The sequence below is a fragment of the Brevundimonas vesicularis genome, from assembly GCF_014204545.1.
GTDB classification, from domain to species: domain Bacteria; phylum Pseudomonadota; class Alphaproteobacteria; order Caulobacterales; family Caulobacteraceae; genus Brevundimonas; species Brevundimonas vesicularis_B.
Window position 1 is genome coordinate 37465 of sequence record NZ_JACHLJ010000002.1, and the last position, 16871, is coordinate 54335.

12 protein-coding genes and 1 pseudogene are annotated in these 16871 nt (G+C 64.1%); 7 read left to right on the forward strand and 6 right to left on the reverse strand.

All coding sequences use genetic code 11. The features are described 5' to 3' along the window. The first annotated feature begins 9 nt into the window (after positions 1–9). The 3 genes and pseudogenes from HNP47_RS08325 (at position 10) to HNP47_RS08335 (ending at position 1712) form a co-directional block, all read left to right on the forward strand. Positions 10–444, forward strand: a complete 435-nt coding sequence (locus tag HNP47_RS08325) for a YeeE/YedE family protein (protein WP_184279181.1) — start codon at positions 10–12, stop codon at positions 442–444. Then, positions 441–869: a DUF6691 family protein gene (locus HNP47_RS08330; RefSeq protein WP_184279182.1), complete on the forward strand. Its 429-nt coding sequence runs from the start codon at positions 441–443 to the stop codon at positions 867–869. Before HNP47_RS08325 ends, HNP47_RS08330 begins: the two co-directional genes overlap by 4 nt. 151 nt (positions 870–1020) lie before the next feature. Continuing rightward, positions 1021–1712: pseudogene (locus HNP47_RS08335) on the forward strand (IS6 family transposase). A 1320-nt stretch (positions 1713–3032) separates the two neighbouring features. Here HNP47_RS08335 and HNP47_RS16380 read toward each other — a convergent pair. Beyond that, on the reverse strand, positions 3033–3404 hold the full coding sequence (locus HNP47_RS16380; RefSeq protein WP_311770057.1) for an RHS repeat-associated core domain-containing protein: 372 nt from the start codon (positions 3402–3404) through the stop codon (positions 3033–3035). Between the two features lie 37 nt (positions 3405–3441). Between HNP47_RS16380 and HNP47_RS08345 the strand changes: the two genes are divergently transcribed. Beyond that, on the forward strand, positions 3442–3651 hold the full coding sequence (locus tag HNP47_RS08345; protein WP_184279183.1) for a hypothetical protein: 210 nt from the start codon (positions 3442–3444) through the stop codon (positions 3649–3651). 628 nt (positions 3652–4279) lie between these two features. Here the strand turns inward: HNP47_RS08345 and HNP47_RS08350 are convergent. Together HNP47_RS08350 and HNP47_RS08355 are read right to left on the reverse strand one after the other, a co-directional pair. Then, on the reverse strand, positions 4280–4852 hold the full coding sequence (locus HNP47_RS08350; protein ID WP_184279184.1) for a hypothetical protein: 573 nt from the start codon (positions 4850–4852) through the stop codon (positions 4280–4282). Positions 4853–5315: 463 nt separating this feature from the next. Continuing rightward, complete coding sequence (locus tag HNP47_RS08355) at positions 5316–6545, reverse strand: MFS transporter (RefSeq protein ID WP_184279185.1); 1230 nt, start codon at positions 6543–6545, stop codon at positions 5316–5318. A 212-nt stretch (positions 6546–6757) separates the two neighbouring features. On the opposite strand from HNP47_RS08355, the gene HNP47_RS08360 reads away from it, so the two are divergent. After that, a complete protein-coding gene (locus tag HNP47_RS08360; RefSeq protein WP_184279186.1) occupies positions 6758–8614 on the forward strand; it encodes a glycoside hydrolase family 9 protein in 1857 nt (618 codons plus the stop codon). Positions 8615–8680: 66 nt separating this feature from the next. Here the strand turns inward: HNP47_RS08360 and HNP47_RS08365 are convergent, their stop codons facing one another. The 3 genes from HNP47_RS08365 to HNP47_RS08375 all read right to left on the reverse strand — a co-directional run bounded on the left by HNP47_RS08365 (position 8681) and on the right by HNP47_RS08375 (position 13741). Beyond that, positions 8681–9988, reverse strand: a complete 1308-nt coding sequence (locus HNP47_RS08365; protein ID WP_184279187.1) for a cation:proton antiporter — start codon at positions 9986–9988, stop codon at positions 8681–8683. A 31-nt stretch (positions 9989–10019) separates the two neighbouring features. Then, positions 10020–12545, reverse strand: a complete 2526-nt coding sequence (locus HNP47_RS08370) for a glycoside hydrolase family 3 N-terminal domain-containing protein (protein WP_184279188.1) — start codon at positions 12543–12545, stop codon at positions 10020–10022. A 152-nt stretch (positions 12546–12697) separates the two neighbouring features. After that, positions 12698–13741 carry a LacI family DNA-binding transcriptional regulator gene (locus tag HNP47_RS08375; protein ID WP_311770058.1) on the reverse strand — a complete coding sequence of 348 codons (1044 nt, stop codon included), beginning with the start codon at positions 13739–13741 and terminating at the stop codon, positions 12698–12700. Positions 13742–13878: 137 nt separating this feature from the next. On the opposite strand from HNP47_RS08375, the gene HNP47_RS08380 reads away from it, so the two are divergent. Then, positions 13879–15405: a tryptophan halogenase family protein gene (locus tag HNP47_RS08380; RefSeq protein ID WP_184279190.1), complete on the forward strand. Its 1527-nt coding sequence runs from the start codon at positions 13879–13881 to the stop codon at positions 15403–15405. Beyond that, a complete protein-coding gene (locus HNP47_RS08385; protein WP_184279191.1) occupies positions 15402–16808 on the forward strand; it encodes a tryptophan 7-halogenase in 1407 nt (468 codons plus the stop codon). Before HNP47_RS08380 ends, HNP47_RS08385 begins: the two co-directional genes overlap by 4 nt. The last annotated feature ends 63 nt before the right edge of the window (positions 16809–16871 follow it).

Sequence of the window (16871 nt, forward strand, 5' to 3'; positions counted from 1 at the left end):
GAGCCCCCGATGCTTGAGCCCCTCCCCTTCATCTGGCCGCTGGCCGGCGGTCTGCTGGTCGGCCTGTCGGCTGGCCTCTATCTGCTACTGAATGGGCGCGTGGCCGGGATTTCCGGCCTGACCGCCGCTGCGACCGGCTTGGCGAAAAGCGCGCCGCGCCTTCTGGGCCTGCTTTTCATCGCCGGCCTGCTAGGCGGCGCGGCCCTGGCCTCGGCGCTGATCCGCAGGCCTGAGGTGCAGATCACTTCGGAGCTCTGGCTGCTGGTGCTCGGCGGCCTGGTCGTCGGCTTCGGCACCCGCTGGGGGTCGGGCTGCACCAGCGGCCACGGCGTCTGCGGCCTGGCCCGCCTGTCGCCCCGCTCCATCGTCGCCACCGGCGTCTTCATGGTGGTCGCGGCCCTGACCGTCTTCGTCACCCGCCACCTGTTGGGAGGCCTGGCATGAACCGGCTGATCGTCGCCGTCCTGTGCGGCCTGCTGTTCGGCGCCGGCATGGTGGTGTCCGACATGATCAACCCGGCCCGCGTCCTGGCCTTCCTAGATGTGACGGGCGCCTGGGACCCTTCGCTGGCCTTCGTCATGGGCGGGGCGCTGATCCCCTCCGCCATCGCCTATCTGATCCGCCGGCGAATGGAGACGCCGGTCGCGGCCGAGACCTTTCACGTCCCCCAGAGCCGGACCATCGACACCCCCCTGGTCGGCGGAGCCGTCCTGTTCGGCCTGGGCTGGGGGCTGGTCGGCCTGTGCCCCGGCCCGGCGCTGGCGGCCCTGACGACCGGCGCCTGGCAGGCCTTCGTCTTCGTCGGCGCCATCGTGGCCGGCATGGCGCTGTTCCGCCTGACGCTCGACCGAAACGCCTGTCGAGTGTAGCAGACATTCGGGCCATGACCATTTTAAGTGACTAATTTCGCGCCAAACTCTTCAATATCAAAAGCTTTTAACACCGTGGCGGTGCTGTCAGTCTAACGCTAACTTGTCTCCACTGAAGGACGGCGCAGGCGGCTGATTGGGATGAGTTTCGTTGAAGCCGTCATCGTTCAAGCGCCATCGTTTCCCGGCGGAAGCCATTCGCCATGCCGTCGGGCTCTATTTTCGCTTCAGCCTAAGTCTCCGGGACGTTGAAGAGCTTCTCGCGGCCCGGGGGATCGATGTCAGCTACGAGACCATCCGCTGCTGGACGATCAAGTTTGGACCTCAGATCGCACGACGGCTGAAGAAGCTTCGCCCCTCCCCATCCCCTCGCTGGCACCTGGACGAAGTCGTTTGTTCCATCGGAGGCAAGCGGATGTTCCTGTGGCGTGCGGTTGACGATGAGGGCGAGGTCCTAGAACTAGTTGTCCAGCGCAAGCGAGACACGGAGGCGGCGCTGGTGCTGTTGAAGCGGTTGTTACGGAACCAGCCTGTCGAGCCAGAACGTATCCTCACCGACGGCCTTCGATCGTATCCTGCTGCTCTCAGGCGTTGGGCCTGCGCCATCTGCATTCACCCGGCCGGCTTCGGGAAAACAATCGGACGGAGAACCCCCACCTGCCGATCCGACGGCGAGAGCGGCAGCAGCAGCTGTTCAAGTCCCAGGCTTCAGCCCAGCGTTTCCTCACCACCGACGGAGCGATCTGCAACACCTTCTACACCCAACGTCACCTCATCAGCCGGCCCACGCTTCGACGCTTCCGTGCCGAGGTCGCCTCCGCTTGGACGACGGCCGTCGCCTAACATTTTAGTGGGTCGGGTCAGTTTTGGCCGACGGCAACTAACCTGACAGCACTCAGCTGGCGTAAGCCGCTGACCGGAGGACCTGTGTCGTGAAACCGCTGTCGTTCAAGCGCCTCCGCTTTCCCTGCGGCGGTGATCTGCCAAGCTGTGTGGCTGTACTTTCGCTTCAGCCTCAGCCTCAGCCTTCGCGATGTCGAAGAGCTGATGGCCGCACGCGGGATCGAAGTCAGCTATGAGATCATCCGCTGCTGGACCATCAAGTTCGGGCCGCAGATAGCCCGACGGCTGAAGATGCTTCGTCCCTTCCCCTCTCGACCGGCGCCCTGACGCAGGGACGGTCGCTGCCGCCTGAGATTTCGCCAGGTCGGACAAGTTACGGCGTACGGCGCTTACCTAACAGCGCTCTCGCAGCCAACTAAAAATGATGGTGCGGTGCTAACAAGGTTAGACTAGCCAACCTAAATAACACCATGTCGGAGCACCACACTTCACCTCTCACGCCGCCGAGTGAAGAAGAACACAGCAACGACCATAAAGAATCCTAATACGAACCATGCAGCGGACGGCCAGTCGCCGCAGAAAAACAGGGCGACTAAAAACAATACGGAAATAGATAGAGATAGCAACATATATATGATGTCACTATTGCGCATTACTACCCTCGATACAGATCATTAGCTCGTCAATTCTAGATTGAAGAGCAGCACGGACTTGAATTCTATGATCTCTTGAACCAGCCATCACAAGAGCGCCTACCTGCGTCCAAAAGCCCGCGCGCGGACCGGTCATGCGCGCAGCTACTCCTGCGCCAGTCCAGCGCGGCCCTTCTCCGGCATATGCATTCAGACCGCCCAACAAGGTTTGTCCGGTGCCAGCACCGCCAAGAAGCCACGTGCCGATAGTAAACCCATTAATCTGCTTATCGAGGGCGTCTCTCCATTCAAACAGCTGATCCGCCGGCATCCCCACCAGTGATGTATCGTGAAAAACCGCTGAACCAGCAAATATTCGTTCGGCCGATCGACGTCGTTCAGTTGCGGCGGCGCACTGGGGAGTGATGGTCGGCGCAGAAGGGCTGCCATTTCCGCCAGCATCACCGACTTCTCCGTAGAAAGATGCCGGCCCATCCCCGCTGCAAGCGCCGTATTCAGGATATGCGCGAGACCAGGCTACATCGCCGACATTACCCCACGTCCCGCTGTTTGTGTAACGCGCAACCTCGCGATATCCACCCACGAGACACTGCCCGAATGTCCCACTCGAATCTACTCGATTGAGCGGATCCCCCCCGACATAGGCATAGATGTTCGCCCCATCGCCCTACCCAATCGGATCGGTCTGCATGAACCGTCCGAGCTGCGGCGCATAGGCTCTGGCGCGGTAGTGGTAGAGCTGCGCCTGCGTCAGCCACATCTGACCGGTGTACTGGAAGCGGCCGCTATTGGTTGAGCCCGGCTGACCGTATTCATCATAAGTGTTGGTCGTGAGTGCATTGGCAGCGCCGTCGGTAATCGAAACCACCGAGCCTCGCTCGTCTGCGAGCAGATAACGCCGATCGTAGCCTGCACCTTCGTAGGCAGTGACCACATTATCGAGACCCAACCCCGGCACGTAGCGCTTCAGCAGAGCGCCAGCCTGGTCGAATTCGCCAATGGCCTGCTGGCCATCGTATAGCAAGCGGGTCGGCCCCACCTGATAAAGCCGACCGCCGGGGTCATAGGACAGACCGGTGTGGTTTGGCGCCCCGTTGCCAGATGGCTTTCATCACGACGTTCAGTTTGCAGACGGGTCGAGGTTTCAGAACAGCGACTTCGACTGCGGTCGGGCCGGCCAGGTCACCTTCACCTGCCCCTATGTGAATATCTATCCAGACGATTTCGTCCGTCCCGGCAAAGCCCAACTTGGGCGTAAAGGGAAAAATAAAAACGCCGCCACCTAAAACTAGGCGCGGCGCCGATAATCGTTGAACCTAGTCTCCACCAGTCGGTCGCGCGGCAGGAGCCACGCGTCTCGTTCGACCGGAGCCAAAACGAGAGGTCCGGAAAGGACCGTCGAATCTCGAGGCCTACGCCCCGGAGGCTACCCCTAGCTTGCAAGCTAAGGTCACCATCGGTGTGCCATAGGGCACGATGTAACCCACATATACTCGCGCGAATGACATTAACAAGTTCTGAATCGAGGCAGGACGGAGGCGCGCGGGTCACGGCCTAGGCTTTTGATGAAACTGCTTCGGACTGGGCTTCCGATCGGTCGCGACCACTCTCAGCCCAGCAACAGCGGGAATGACTGTTCGCTATGCGCCAGAAGCGGACGTTGGCACCCACGCGCAAAGCGGACATCCTATCCGGTCGGCCGCCGACGTTGTTTCCCATAACTTCGGGGTATCGGCGAACTGTCCAAAATGAGTTCTACCCACCCTGTGATCAAGCTTCAGAAGGAGCGGTTCTCGCGATCAGGCGGAACGCTACGCTTTCGATGTCCCAATCCGTGATCTCTCTATACTTCTTCAGGACGAGGTCCCTTTTGAGGATGGTCAGGTCCTTATGGATTCGATCTCACCCCGTGCTTCAAACAAGGCTGCGGCCATCAGAAAACAGCCGGTTTCCGCCAATGGCTGGGAAACCGCTGGAGGTTTTGGTGCGTCGCGGGGTCATCGTCGTCAGCCGCGCTAGCACCATCAGGAAGCGACCGCCATCGCTGAGATTGTCCATTCCGAACGTCGCCAGTGCGGCGTAGTGCGACTTTGGCTGGTCAGGCAGGGCTTGGATCAGGGCGAGATGAATCTCGTTGTCGAGATCGCTCTGCCCCACCCGCTCGCGCCAGCGGGCAAAGATACGCCTGGCGGCCGGTTTGTCGCGGAAATGCAGGCCGATGAGCGGGGAGATGTTCGGGCCGACCGAGGCGAAAATCATCCCGGTCCATCCAGCGCAATCCCAAACGTGGATGTCGATGATCGACCGGACCTCTATCCGTCTGTGATCCTTGATCCCGCTGACGGGGTCAGTTGCAGCATCACCGGCGTCGGGCGGTCCGCGGATCCGCGTCTCATAGCGTGCCGAAAGGCCCTCATTGGTGACCCGGGGACGTCCGTCGCGATCTCCGGCCGGCTGACAGACGAGCGTGCCGTACAAATCGCGCATGACATCGAAGCTTTCGACGTCCGGCCTGTCCTAGCCCGCGCCGAGCGCCTCTTTCGTGACCTAAAGCGAAGGGACTGGGCCCTAGCACTGCGTCAGTCCGCAACCGTCAAACCGGTCCGCAAGGGCCGTCACCTGATGAAGCTCCTCCTCGGTGAAGTTCAGCATCTGGGCGACAAGGACTAGGTCCAGATAGTCGAGCCGATCCAGCGGCTAGAGCGGCAGCAGCATTTGTTCAAGTCCCAGGTCTCAGCTCAGCGCTTTCTCACCCCCACGCGCGATCTACAACACCATCTTTACGCAGAGACATCTGATCACCTGCCCCACCCTTCGTCGCTTTCGCGTCGGGGCTCAGGCAGCGTGGGTGGCGGCCGCCGCCTGAGATTTTGATGTGTAGGGCCAAGTGTGTCCTGCATCGGTTGCCCTGACAGCACTATTCAGCCCGTGCAGGTTAACCCGACAACGCTCATGTCCGGGCTGACCGAAACAGACTCATAACGACCGCAGAAGCAGCGAAACACGCGGCCGCAGCGATATAGAGACCTCGGATATCGAACCCTGCCCGTTCCAGAATAAGGGCAGCGATCGGAGCCATCGCTTGCGGTAAAGTAACCGCCAGATTGTTTAGGCCCATATCCCGACCACGATTCTCTTCTGTGGGAAGTGCGTCCGCCATCAATCCCATTTCTACTGATCCATAGGCCCCTTGCCCTAAACCATAGAGCGCGAAAGCGAGGATCGCGACTGTCCATGACGGGGCGACCACCAAGGCAACGGTCCCTACGCTGAGGGCCGCTGCTCCTATCAAAGCAATGGGTTGCCGCCGCCTGATACGCGTCCCGAACAGCGCCATTGCAGTAGCGATAATTACGACGCTCACGAAGGCCGCGCCCGTCAGCACGGCATGGGAGCGTTCCGGACTACGGCCAGGCCATCCGACGGCGTCGGCAACAAAGTACAATAGGTAAATGCTGACGAAAGCATAGCCGGTCGCAATCAGGATCCGAGCGGTCCAAACCGTCGTGAAGTTGCGGGATCCAAACGGGGCTAGCAGTGATCCGGTCCAGCCAGAGTAGGTTGACGGCATGCTGTCTTGTCGTTGCGAAGACGGCTCGTCGAAAACCAGTAGGAAGATTGCGGCTGCTCCGAGAAGAATGCCGGCCAGAAGCGCCAATCTCTCGGGCTCGTTCTGCGGACCCAGAGCCATCAAACTGGAGCCAAGAGCAACAGCAAGCGGATACGACAGTCCCAGCATCGCCGAGACAGTACTTCTTAGCGAAGCAGGAACGCGATCAGCAAAAACGGCTGAGAGCGGAGCCATGAGAACGTTGAACGCAACTTGAAACCCAACCAGGGCCCATATGAATTCGCCTGACGTCGACGAGCGCCATATGCCTACGTAGCTTAACGCCGTAAGCACCGCCCCGATCGCAATCCAGGGACGGCGCCGACCGAATCTCGAACGCGTCCGGTCACTTATCGCGCCCATCGCGATATTGGCCACGGCGGCTGTGATCGCCCCCCAGATCATGGCCTGGCTCAGGACTTCCGTTTTTCCCCCAGCGTCGAGAGCATTGGCGTGGAGCGGAACGATGATTTGGAAGAGCGGCGCAAGTCCGATGAACGCGGCTAGAAAAAGCGCGAGATACGCGGTGACGCCGATGCGCGTACGAAGGGTATGAGAAGGGCTGGACACTCGCTCTCCTCCATCGAACGGCCTATCGCCTCTATGGCATGAGGCCAAACATGCCTCATAGCAATCATGCATCGGTGCTGTGACTGCGACAGAGCCCGTCCAGTTACCCCTTGTGACAACGCTGTCATCTGATATCGTAATGTTGGCTGTCGCGCGACAAAGATGTTCCCCCGAAACGCCCATGACTGGCTACACGCTGTAAGGAGGTTGGTGTGAGACAAAGACTGGCTACAAGCATCGCGGCCTTCGCCTTAACAAGCGTCTTGAGCGCAGCCCACGCAGGCTCGACGATCGTCACGGTCCGCATGAGTCAGGGCGGGTTTGAGACACAGGGCCCCAAAGGGGCGACGGTGCAAGACGACGCCACGCGGCCCCTGCCCTGGCGGATTGTCGATCGCTCCGGCGCCGTCGTCGCTCAGGGCTTGTCAAAAGTCTTCGGCCAAGACGCCGCCTCTGGACAGAGCGTCCACACGGTCGACTTTCAGTCGCTGCAGACGGACGGCGAAGGCTACCGCCTGATTGTGGGCTCACATGAAAGTCGCCCCTTCGCGATCCAGCCGCATCCGCACGCGCGGCTGAAATACGATGCCCTAGCCTATTTCTATCAGAACCGGGCCGGCGTTCCGATCCTGGCGGATCACGTCGCTCGGCCGGATCTGGCGCGTGCGGCCGGGCACCCGCACGAGGTCGCGGCCTGCTTCTCGGGCGCGGACACGGCCGGCGTAGTCTGGCCTGGGTGCGACTATACGCTGGACGTCACCGGCGGCTGGTATGACGCCGGCGACCACGGGAAATATGTCGTCAACGGCGGCATCTCGGTCTGGATGCTGTTGAACGCCTATGAACGCGCCATGGCCAAAGGCGGCTCCGGCGCGAGCGCCTTCGCAGACCGCAAGGTCGACATTCCCGAGGCAGGAAACGGCGTCAACGATCTGCTGGACGAGGCCCGATACGAGATCGAGTTCCTGTTGAAGATGCAGATCGCCGACGGCGTGAAGCTGAAGGTCCCGGTCGGCACCCAGGCGCCGGGTCAGCCGCTGACCCTGACTGAGATCGACGCCGGCGGCATGGTCCATCACAAGGTGCACGATGCGCAGTGGACGGGTCTGCCGATGGCGCCGGCCGACGATCCCCAGCCGCGCCTGCTCTATCCGCCCAGCACGGCCGCGACGCTCAATCTCGCGGCGGTCGGCGCCCAGTGCGCGCGCATCTGGCGCGAGATCGATCCGGCGTTCGCGCGCCAATGTTCAACAGCGTCGCAGCGGGCCTTCCGCGCGGCGCTACGCAATCGCGACGTTCGAGCCGGAGAGAATTTCGCCGGCGGCGGCGCCTATGGTGACCAAGATTTCTCGGACGAATTCTATTGGGCCACGGCCGAGCTTTTGGCCACGACGCGCAATCCGGCCTATCTGACCGCGCTCAAGACCTCGCCCTATTATCTGGGCGGACCAGTGTCGGGCAAAAGCGCGACTGGCGATCCGGGCTTCTCGTGGACGGCGTCGTTGGGATCGCTAACGCTGGCGACCGTGCCGGACGTTCTACCGCCAGAGGATCTGGTCACCGTGCGCGCCAACATCGTGGCGGCTGCACGCACCTATGTCGACGCCGGCTATGGTCAGGGCTACGGCCTGCCGGGGTCGGGCGTAAAATACGAATGGGGCTCGAACGGCGCCTTGATGAGCCGGGCGGTGGTCCTGGGTTCCGCCTTCGACTATACGGGCGACTGGAACTTCCGAAACGCGGTGATCTGGTCCTTGGACTATATTCTCGGCCGTAATCCGATGGATCGGTCCTATGTGACGGGCTACGGCGACCGGCCGGTCCAGAACCCGCACCATCGCTTCTGGGCGCACCAGGCAAACCCGGCATACCCCCTGCCACCGGCAGGCGCCCTGTCCGGCGGACCGAACAATCAGGCCATGATCGACGACGTCGCCAAGACCTTGGTCGGCAAATGCGCGGCCCAGACCTGCTGGGCCGACGACATCAACGCCTATGCTCTAAACGAAGTGGCCATCAACTGGAATGCGCCCCTGGTCTGGGTCGCCGCCTTCATCGACGATCACTGAGGCGATCGAAGCCCAGGATCAATGTGCCGAGCCGCCGGCCGCGATCTCGTGGCGGGCTTGCTGTCTTCAGGCTTTGGGCGCCAAAAAGGACGTCTGGGCCAGATCGTGATCGGCCTCGTTGACCTGTCCCAGCTCGCCCCGCGCCCTCGCCCTCTTGCCGTAAACCCATTCGAACAGGGGCGAGGCCATCAGGGTGGTGATGATGGCCATCAGCACCAGGATGGAGAACAGGGCCAGGCCGATGACGCCCTTTTGCAGGCCGATGTTGATGATGATCAGCTCCATCAGGCCGCGCGCGTTCATCAGGGCGCCGATGCCCATGGCCGTGGCGTTGTCCTGACCCGTCAGGCGCGCGGCGGCCCAGCAGGCGCCGCCCTTGGCGAGGATGGAGCCCAGTAGGATGACGATGGTCACGGCCAGCAGCCCCAGGCTGTTGACCATGGTCAGCTGTGTGTTCAGCCCCGAGAAGGTGAAGAACATCGGCAGCAGCACCAGCACGGCGAACGGCTCCAGCTGACGCTTGACCTCGTCGCTCAACAGGCCGCGCGGCATGGCGACGCCCAGCATGAAGCCGCCGAACACGGCATGGATGCCGACCGCGTCCATGGCCCAGGCGCTGAGCATGAACAGGATCAGCACGATCCCAAGCACTGTCGGGCTGAGCCGCCCTTCCCGCTCGACGATTCGGCCCAGGGGCGCCAGCAGCTTCGGGCCAAGCGTCAGCATGAATAGAGCAAAGGCGCCGCCTCCGGCGATTGCGGTCACCGCCACCATCGGCCCGGCGCCGAAGCTGGCCAAAACGATGGCCAGGACGCACCAAGCGCCGGCGTCGTCGATGGCGCCGGCCGCCAGCGACAGCGAACCCAGCCGCGTGCCGCTGAGCCCCCGCTCATGAATGATGCGCGCCAGCATGGGGAAGGCCGTGATCGAAATGGCCGCGCCCATGAACAGCATGGCCTGCCAGGTCTGGATGCCCTGACCGAACAAACCCTCAGCGACCAACCAGGGCGCAATGGCGACAGCGACCAGGAAGGGCGCAGCCATGCCGGCCAGCGACACGGCGGCGGCGCTTTTCGCATTGGCCCGGAAGTGGTCACGACGGAAGCCCAGTCCCACCAGGAACATGTAGAGGCCGACGCCCAGCTGGGCGCCGACGAACAGGATCGACTTCGATTCTTTCGGGAATAGGGCCGCCTGCAGATCGGGCGCCAACAGCCCGAACAGGGACGGGCCCAAGATCACTCCGGCGATCATTTCGCCCACCACCTGCGGCTGGCCGAGGTAGCGCTTGGCCAGCCAGCCGACGATGCGGCAGGCGGCGATGATGATCGCCATCTGCAGGAAGAAGGCCACGCTTAGTTCAGCATTGGTCATGCGGCCGATTCCCCCTTTGGCAAGCGCCAGCCTACTGCGTCGGACAGACGGCGTCGCCCTCGTTTGAGGCCAGGCGGATGTCTTCGACCGTGACCGCGAAGTCGGCGTTGGTGCGCAGGCCCCAGGGTTGATCGACGGCGGCGATGTCGGCGCCGCGATCGCGCAGGCACGACAGACGCACCTTCAGCGTGAGCCATTCGCCGACGGACGCTGTGGCGATCAGGCTGGAGATATCGACCGAACCGGCGCCCAGGGTCAGGAAGACGGGCCCCTTGGCGCGGGCGTCCACGCGGTAGCGGAAGGCGATGGCCATCTCGCCATTCGACTGGCGAGTCAGATCGACCGGCTGCGCCACGATCATCGCCTGGCCACCGCCTTGCAAGAAGATCAGGGCGCGGGCCGACTCCTGGCCTGCGCCGTCGGTGGCGCGCGCCAACACGCCGCCGCGAGGACTGGCGCCGCTCTTTTCGGCGCCGAGGCGGAAGTCTCCGCCCGCATCGCGCAGCATGAGCGACCAGGGGGCGACGAAGCGGCCGTCGACGAAATAGCGATCCAGGCTGCCGCCGGCATTGGCGACGCCGCTGTCTTCCGAGAGCAGGCCGACGCCGGCGTTGCGCGCATAGGTCAGGCCGTAGCCATAGGCGAACTGCGGGTCATAACCCGGCTGGCCCACGTTCAGCGGCTCGCCCTTGGCGGTCTTGGGCCAGCTGAAGGACAGGGTTCCGGTAAAGTCGTTGCGCAGCTTGCCCGCCGCATCGCCGACCAGCACATCGGCGATCCCGCCGCCTTCCGTGCCCGGCAGCCATGCGGCGACGAAGGCGTCGGACGCATTGATCTCAGGGTTGATCCACATCGGGCGGCCCGACAGGAAGACCGACACGGTCGGAATGCCCGCCGCTTTCAGCCTCTTCAACGTCTCAAGCGGTTCGGTCGGCAGGAAGTCCAGCGTGTCCACATCTCCCTGGAACTCGGCGTAGGGCGTTTCGCCGAAGACGACGATGGCCACATCGGGCTTCTGGGTGAAGGCCCCGTCGGCGCTGAGCGTCGCCTGGCCGCCGCCGGCGGCGACCGCCTCGCGGATGCCGGCCCAGATCGACTGGCTATTGGGGAAGTCGGCGTTCGAGTTGCCCGTGCCCTGCCATGTCAGGGTCCAGCCGCCCGAGGCCTGGCCGATGTCGTCAGCGTGGCCGGCGACCAGCACCCGCGCGCCCGAGCGGATCGGCAGCACCGAGCCCTCGTTCTTCAGCAGCACCAGCGACTTGCGCACCGCCTCGCGCGCCAGGGCGCGGTGAGCGGGCGAGCCCAGTTCGTTGAGATGCCCCTCGACCGGGCGGTTGTCGTTGAACAGGCCGGTCTTGACCTTGACGCGCAGGATGCGGCGCACCGCCTCGTCCAGGCGCGCCATTGGGATTTCGCCCGACTTCACCTGGGCCAGGGTCGAGGTATAGAGCGGCTTCCAGCTGTCCGGCGCCATGAACATGTCGATGCCGGCGTTGAAGGCCAAGGCGCAGCTTTCGTTCGAACAGCCCGGCAGTGGGCCATGGGCGTTCCAATCCGACACCACGAAGCCGTCGAAGCCCAGCGGGCCGCGCAGCACGTCGGTCAGAATGGTCTCGTTGCCCGAGTGTTTGACGCCGTTCCAGCTGGAAAAGCTGGCCATGATCGACAGCACGCCGGCGTCGATGGCCTGAGGATAGCCGGACAGATGGGTGCGGATCATCTCCTGTTCGGACCCGGCGAAGTCGCCCTGGTCCTTGCCGCCCGTGGTGCCGCCGTCGGCAAGGAAGTGTTTGGCCGAGCCGGCGATATGGCCGGCCGTCAGCGGATGATCGACCGACAGCGAACCCTGGAGGCCAAGTGTCATCGGGCCCGCGTAGCTTTTGGCGACCTCGGGGTTCTCGGCATAGCCTTCATAGGCGCGGCCCCAGCGGTCGTCCTGGGGCACGGCCAGGGTCGGGCCAAAGGTCCAGTCGGCGCCGGTCACAGCGACTTCCAGCGCCGTCGCTTCGCCAATGCGGCGGATCAGGTCGGGATCGCGCGCGGCGCCCAGGCCGATGTTGTGCGGAAAGATGGTGGCGCCGACGATGTTGTTGTGACCATGCACGGCGTCAATGCCGTAGATCAGCGGGATCCTGGCGCCCGGCCGCTGGGCCGCCGCCGCACGGAAGGCCCGGGCCAGCTCCACCCACTTGTCGGCCGAGGCGCGCTCGTCGCCGCCGGGCGATGAGTTGCCGCCCGCCAGGATCGATCCCAGCGGATAGGTCAGCAGGTCTTCAGGTTTGATCGAGGCGATATCGGCCTGGATCGTCTGGCCGACCTTCTCCTCGAGCGTCATCCGGCCCATCAGTTCCGTGACGAAGGCTTCCGTCGCCGCATCGGTCATCGCCGCTGGCGAGGCCGCGCGAGGCCAAAGCGCCGGATGGGCGCGCGTCGCGTCTGTGACGATGGAGGCCTGGGGCGTCACGGCCTGAACGGGAACGGCCCGAGCCATGCCGGGGTCGATGGCGCAGGCGCTCGACATGAGGGTGATCACCAGGGCGGTGGCGGCCATGCGCATGGGGGAAGACCTGATCGTTGCGGCCGCCACGCCGCCCAAGCCAACCCCGGAGACGCGCCTTCAGGCCGATATGGATGTCCGAAACAGCCCCGGACAAAAACCACTGTGCCAAACGTCTGACAGCGCTGTCAACAACTGCCTGATCTTGCTTTTCAATGCTCGATGCGAGCCGTGGACTGGCGCATGATCAGATCATGCGGAACGATGACACGCGCGGCGGCGTCGCCGTCCAGAAGCCGACGAAGAGGCGGAATAAGGCGTTGCGCGGCGGCGGCGGCCATCTCCGCTACCGGCTGACGGATGGTGCTCAAATCGGGCGTGCTGAAACCCGCGCCGGGCGAATCGTCGAAACCTGCCACCGACAGGTCGCCGGGCACCGACAGCCCCAGCCTCGCCGCACATTGCAGGACGCCGAGGGCCGTATCGTCGTTACTGGCGAAGATCGCCGTGATGTCGGGCGCGGTCTGGTGCAGTTTCTCCATCGCCAGCGCGCCGGAGTTGAAGGTGAAGTCGCCCTGAACCACCCAGGCCGGCGCCACGTCCAGGCCCGCCTCGGCCATGGCGTCCCTGTAACCGGCCAGACGACGCCGGCTGGCGCCATAGGCGACTGGTCCGGTGACGAAGGCGATCCGCGTGTGCCCCAGGTCGATAAGATGACGTGTCATCTCCAATGCGGCGCGCCGTTCGTCCATCTCGATGCAGAAGCCCCGATCGAACGCCGCTTCCGGCCCGATGCGGGCATAGGGCGTGCCGGCCGCCTCCAAGGCGTCCATGACCACCGTATTGTCCGAGTTCGGCGGGGTCAGAATGACGCCCTCAGGCCGGATCGAGTTCAACAGCGCCATCAGATCGCGTTCGAGATCAGGCGAGTTATGGTCCACCAGTTCGATCATCAGATGGTAATCCACCTGGCGCGCCTCCATCAGGGCGCCGAACTCCAGACGCCCGAGATAGTCGCTGCCGCGCCCGCTCTTCCAGTGCTCGATGGTCAGATCCGCGTCCACAAGCACCGCGATCAACGACGACGACGCACCCGCCAGACTACGCGCCGACAGGCTGCGCCGATAACCCAGAGAAGCAGCCGCCTCCTCCACCTTTGTTCTGAGCGTGGGGCTGACGTTCGGCTCGTTGTTGAGCACGCGCGACACGGACTTGATGGACACGCCCGCCTTCGCGGCCACGTCATAGATCGTCACCGTCGCCAAAATCCGTCCCCCTGAACGTCGCTCAGACCGCTTCTAACATCCCCGTTCGAAAAGGCGATGCCGACACGCCGTATGGCCAGGCTTGTCCATCGCTGTCATGCTGAAAAACGGTCTGCTAGACAGTCGGCATGATGATCCGAAACGATGCCGGTCCGATCCGAAAAATCGTTATCCTGGGCGGGGGAACCGCTGGCTGGATGACGGCCGCCGCCCTGTCTCATCGTCTGGCGGGCAGCCCCGTGTCGATAGAACTGGTCGAGTCCGACGAGATCGGCATCGTTGGCGTGGGCGAGGCCACCCTGCCCCACATCCGCGCCTTCAACACGGCCATGGGCATCGACGAGCAGACGCTGATTGACCAGACGCAGGCGACCTTCAAACTGGGCATCCAGTTCGTGGACTGGGGGCGGCCCGGCGACAGCTACATCCATCCCTTCGGCGCCTATGGCGAGCCGATCGAGGGGATCGATTTCCACCATGTCTGGGCCGCGCGCCGCGCCATGGGCGACCCCGCCGACATCAGCGACTACAGCTATCCGGTCAGGGCGGCCGAGGCGAACCGCTTCCAGCGGCCGGTTTCAGACCCCGGCTCCCTGCTGTCCACCTTCAGCTACGCCTTTCAGTTCGACGCCAGCCTCTACGCCGCCTTCCTGCGCCAGGTGTCGTGCGGGCGCGGCGTGGTCCGCACCGAAGGGAAGGTCGTCGATCATGTCCTGAATGGCGCGACGGGCGATGTCGACGCCGTCGTCCTGTCGGACGGGCGCCGTATCTCGGGCGATCTCTTCGTCGACTGCTCGGGCTTTCGCGGACGGCTGATCAATCAGGCGCTGGAGACGACGTTCGAGGACTGGAGCCACTGGCTGCCCTGCGACAGCGCCTTCGCCGTGCCGTGCCAGACGACAGCGCCGGTCGGCCCCTATACCCGCGCGACGGCCCGTGCGGCGGGGTGGCAATGGCGCATTCCGCTGCAACATCGCACCGGAAACGGCCACGTCTTCTGTTCGGCTCACATTTCGGACGAGGACGCCGTGGCGACCCTGATGTCCAATCTGGAAGGTCCGGCGCTGGCCGAGCCGCGTCGGCTGAGTTTCAAGACCGGGCGACGCCAAAAACTGTGGAGCCGCAACGTCATCGCCATCGGCCTGTCCGGCGGCTTCCTGGAACCGCTGGAATCCACCAGCATCTACCTGATCCAGTTGGGGATCACGACGCTGCTGGATCTGTTCCCCGACAGGGTTGGGATGGCGGCGGACGCCGCGGAATACAATCGGATCATGGCTCTGGAGTTCGATCGGATCCGCGACTTCCTCGTCCTGCACTACGTCGCCAACCAGCGTGACGAGCCGTTCTGGCGCGAGATGCGAACCATGGCTTGGCCCGACAGTCTTTCGGCCAAGGTCGAAGCCTTCAAGTCGCGCGGCCTGCTGCCCGACTACGACATCGGCGTCTTCCTACCGCCGAGCTGGCTCGCCGTACTGGTGGGACAGAACATCGTCCCGAACGGCTGGGATCCGCGTGTCGATCGGCTGGAACCGCACGTCTTGTCCGACAAGCTGGCAGGCCTGCGCGACGACGTCAGATCGACCGTCGATCGGACGCCCGATCACATGGCCTTCATCCGCGATGCGGCTGCGCGCACAGGTAGCCTCCGATGAGCGGGACCGAAAAGATTTGGGTCATTCAGGGCGCCGGGTTAGCGGCCTGGGCGGCGGCGGCGCTGCTGGCCCGCCACCTGCCATCTGGTCATTCGGTCCTGATCGAAGACGCCGCTCCTCGCGCGCTTGGTGAAGAGCCCGAGGTCGTGATCGCTGATCCAGACGGCGTGCTCGTCCAGTTGTCGGACGGCGCCGACCTGTTGGCTCAGGGCCACGGCGGCTTCTTCCTGGGCTCGCTGCTGCGAAACTGGCGCGACGGGCGAGACATCGCCATCGTCGAGCAGGAGCCCCTGCCTGGGATCAATGGGGTTGCGCTGGCGGACGTCGTGCTGCGTGCCGCCCGTCAGTCGCCCGCCGCCCCCGACTATGCCGCGCTTCTGACGCCGTTGCAGTTCCAGGCGCGCGTGATGGCGGCCGGTCGTTACGCCCATCCCAGCCCGGATCGGCAATCGCCCCGCTCTTTGCTTCGTCCCAGACTGATGCTGGACGCGCGCGTTCTGACGGCGCGACTACGGGACATCGCCCTGCGTGCCGGCGTGCGAGAGGGTCTGGGCGACACTCGCGCGATCGCGCCCTTCATGACCTTGGACACGCGAGCGTCCAGCGCCTTTGACGGCGACGGCGACTGGACCGCGCGCCTGGGCTACGACCGCTGCCTGACCGTGCGCTACGCGGGTGGCGATCACGCGCCGCGTCTGGATATGACCAACCTGGAAGAGGGGCTGGCCAGCCGTAGCCCCCTGCCCGGCGGCGGCTTCGCCAGCCTGGCCTACGCCACAGATCGCACGGCCGCTGACGTTGCGAAGGCGGCGCTCGCGGCATGGCTGGGCGACGTTGACGTCGCCGCCCTGTCGGACGTCGCCCTCGCCCCCGGCCTGGATACGCATCCCTGGAGCGGGCGTCGTCTTGCTCTTGGTCCGGCGGCGGCGCGCTTTGGCGACGCCTTGGGCCTGGATAGCGCCGCGCTGGAGCGACAGCTGACACAACTGGTCGCATCGCTGCCGGGCGCGTCCGAGCAGGTTCCAGCCTGCGCCGAGGCGTATAATCAGGCGGTGGTTCGCGACATCACGCACCGCGCGGACCGACTTCATCTGATCCTTCTGTGCGGATCGCAAGGCCAGCGACTGGCCCCGGCTGGCGACGACCTGGCGCGTCGCATCGCCCAGTTCACGTCTCGCAACGCCGGTGTCGGCCTGGATGGCGATCCCTACGACGCGCAGCACTGGACCCTGCTGATGGCCGGCCTTGGCCTGACGCCGCGCCGCTACGACGTCCAGGCCGACTGTCTGGACATCAAGAGCGCAACGGCTTCGTTGGGGCGAATGGTCATGGCCTTCGACCAGACCTTGGCCGCCCTGCCCGCCCATTCTCAGTTCATCGAAAGGCTGCGCGAAGGCGGCTGATCCAGAACGAAAAAAGGGGCGTCGATCAGATCGACGCCCCAAGTCTTCGCTCAGAGAAGAAGT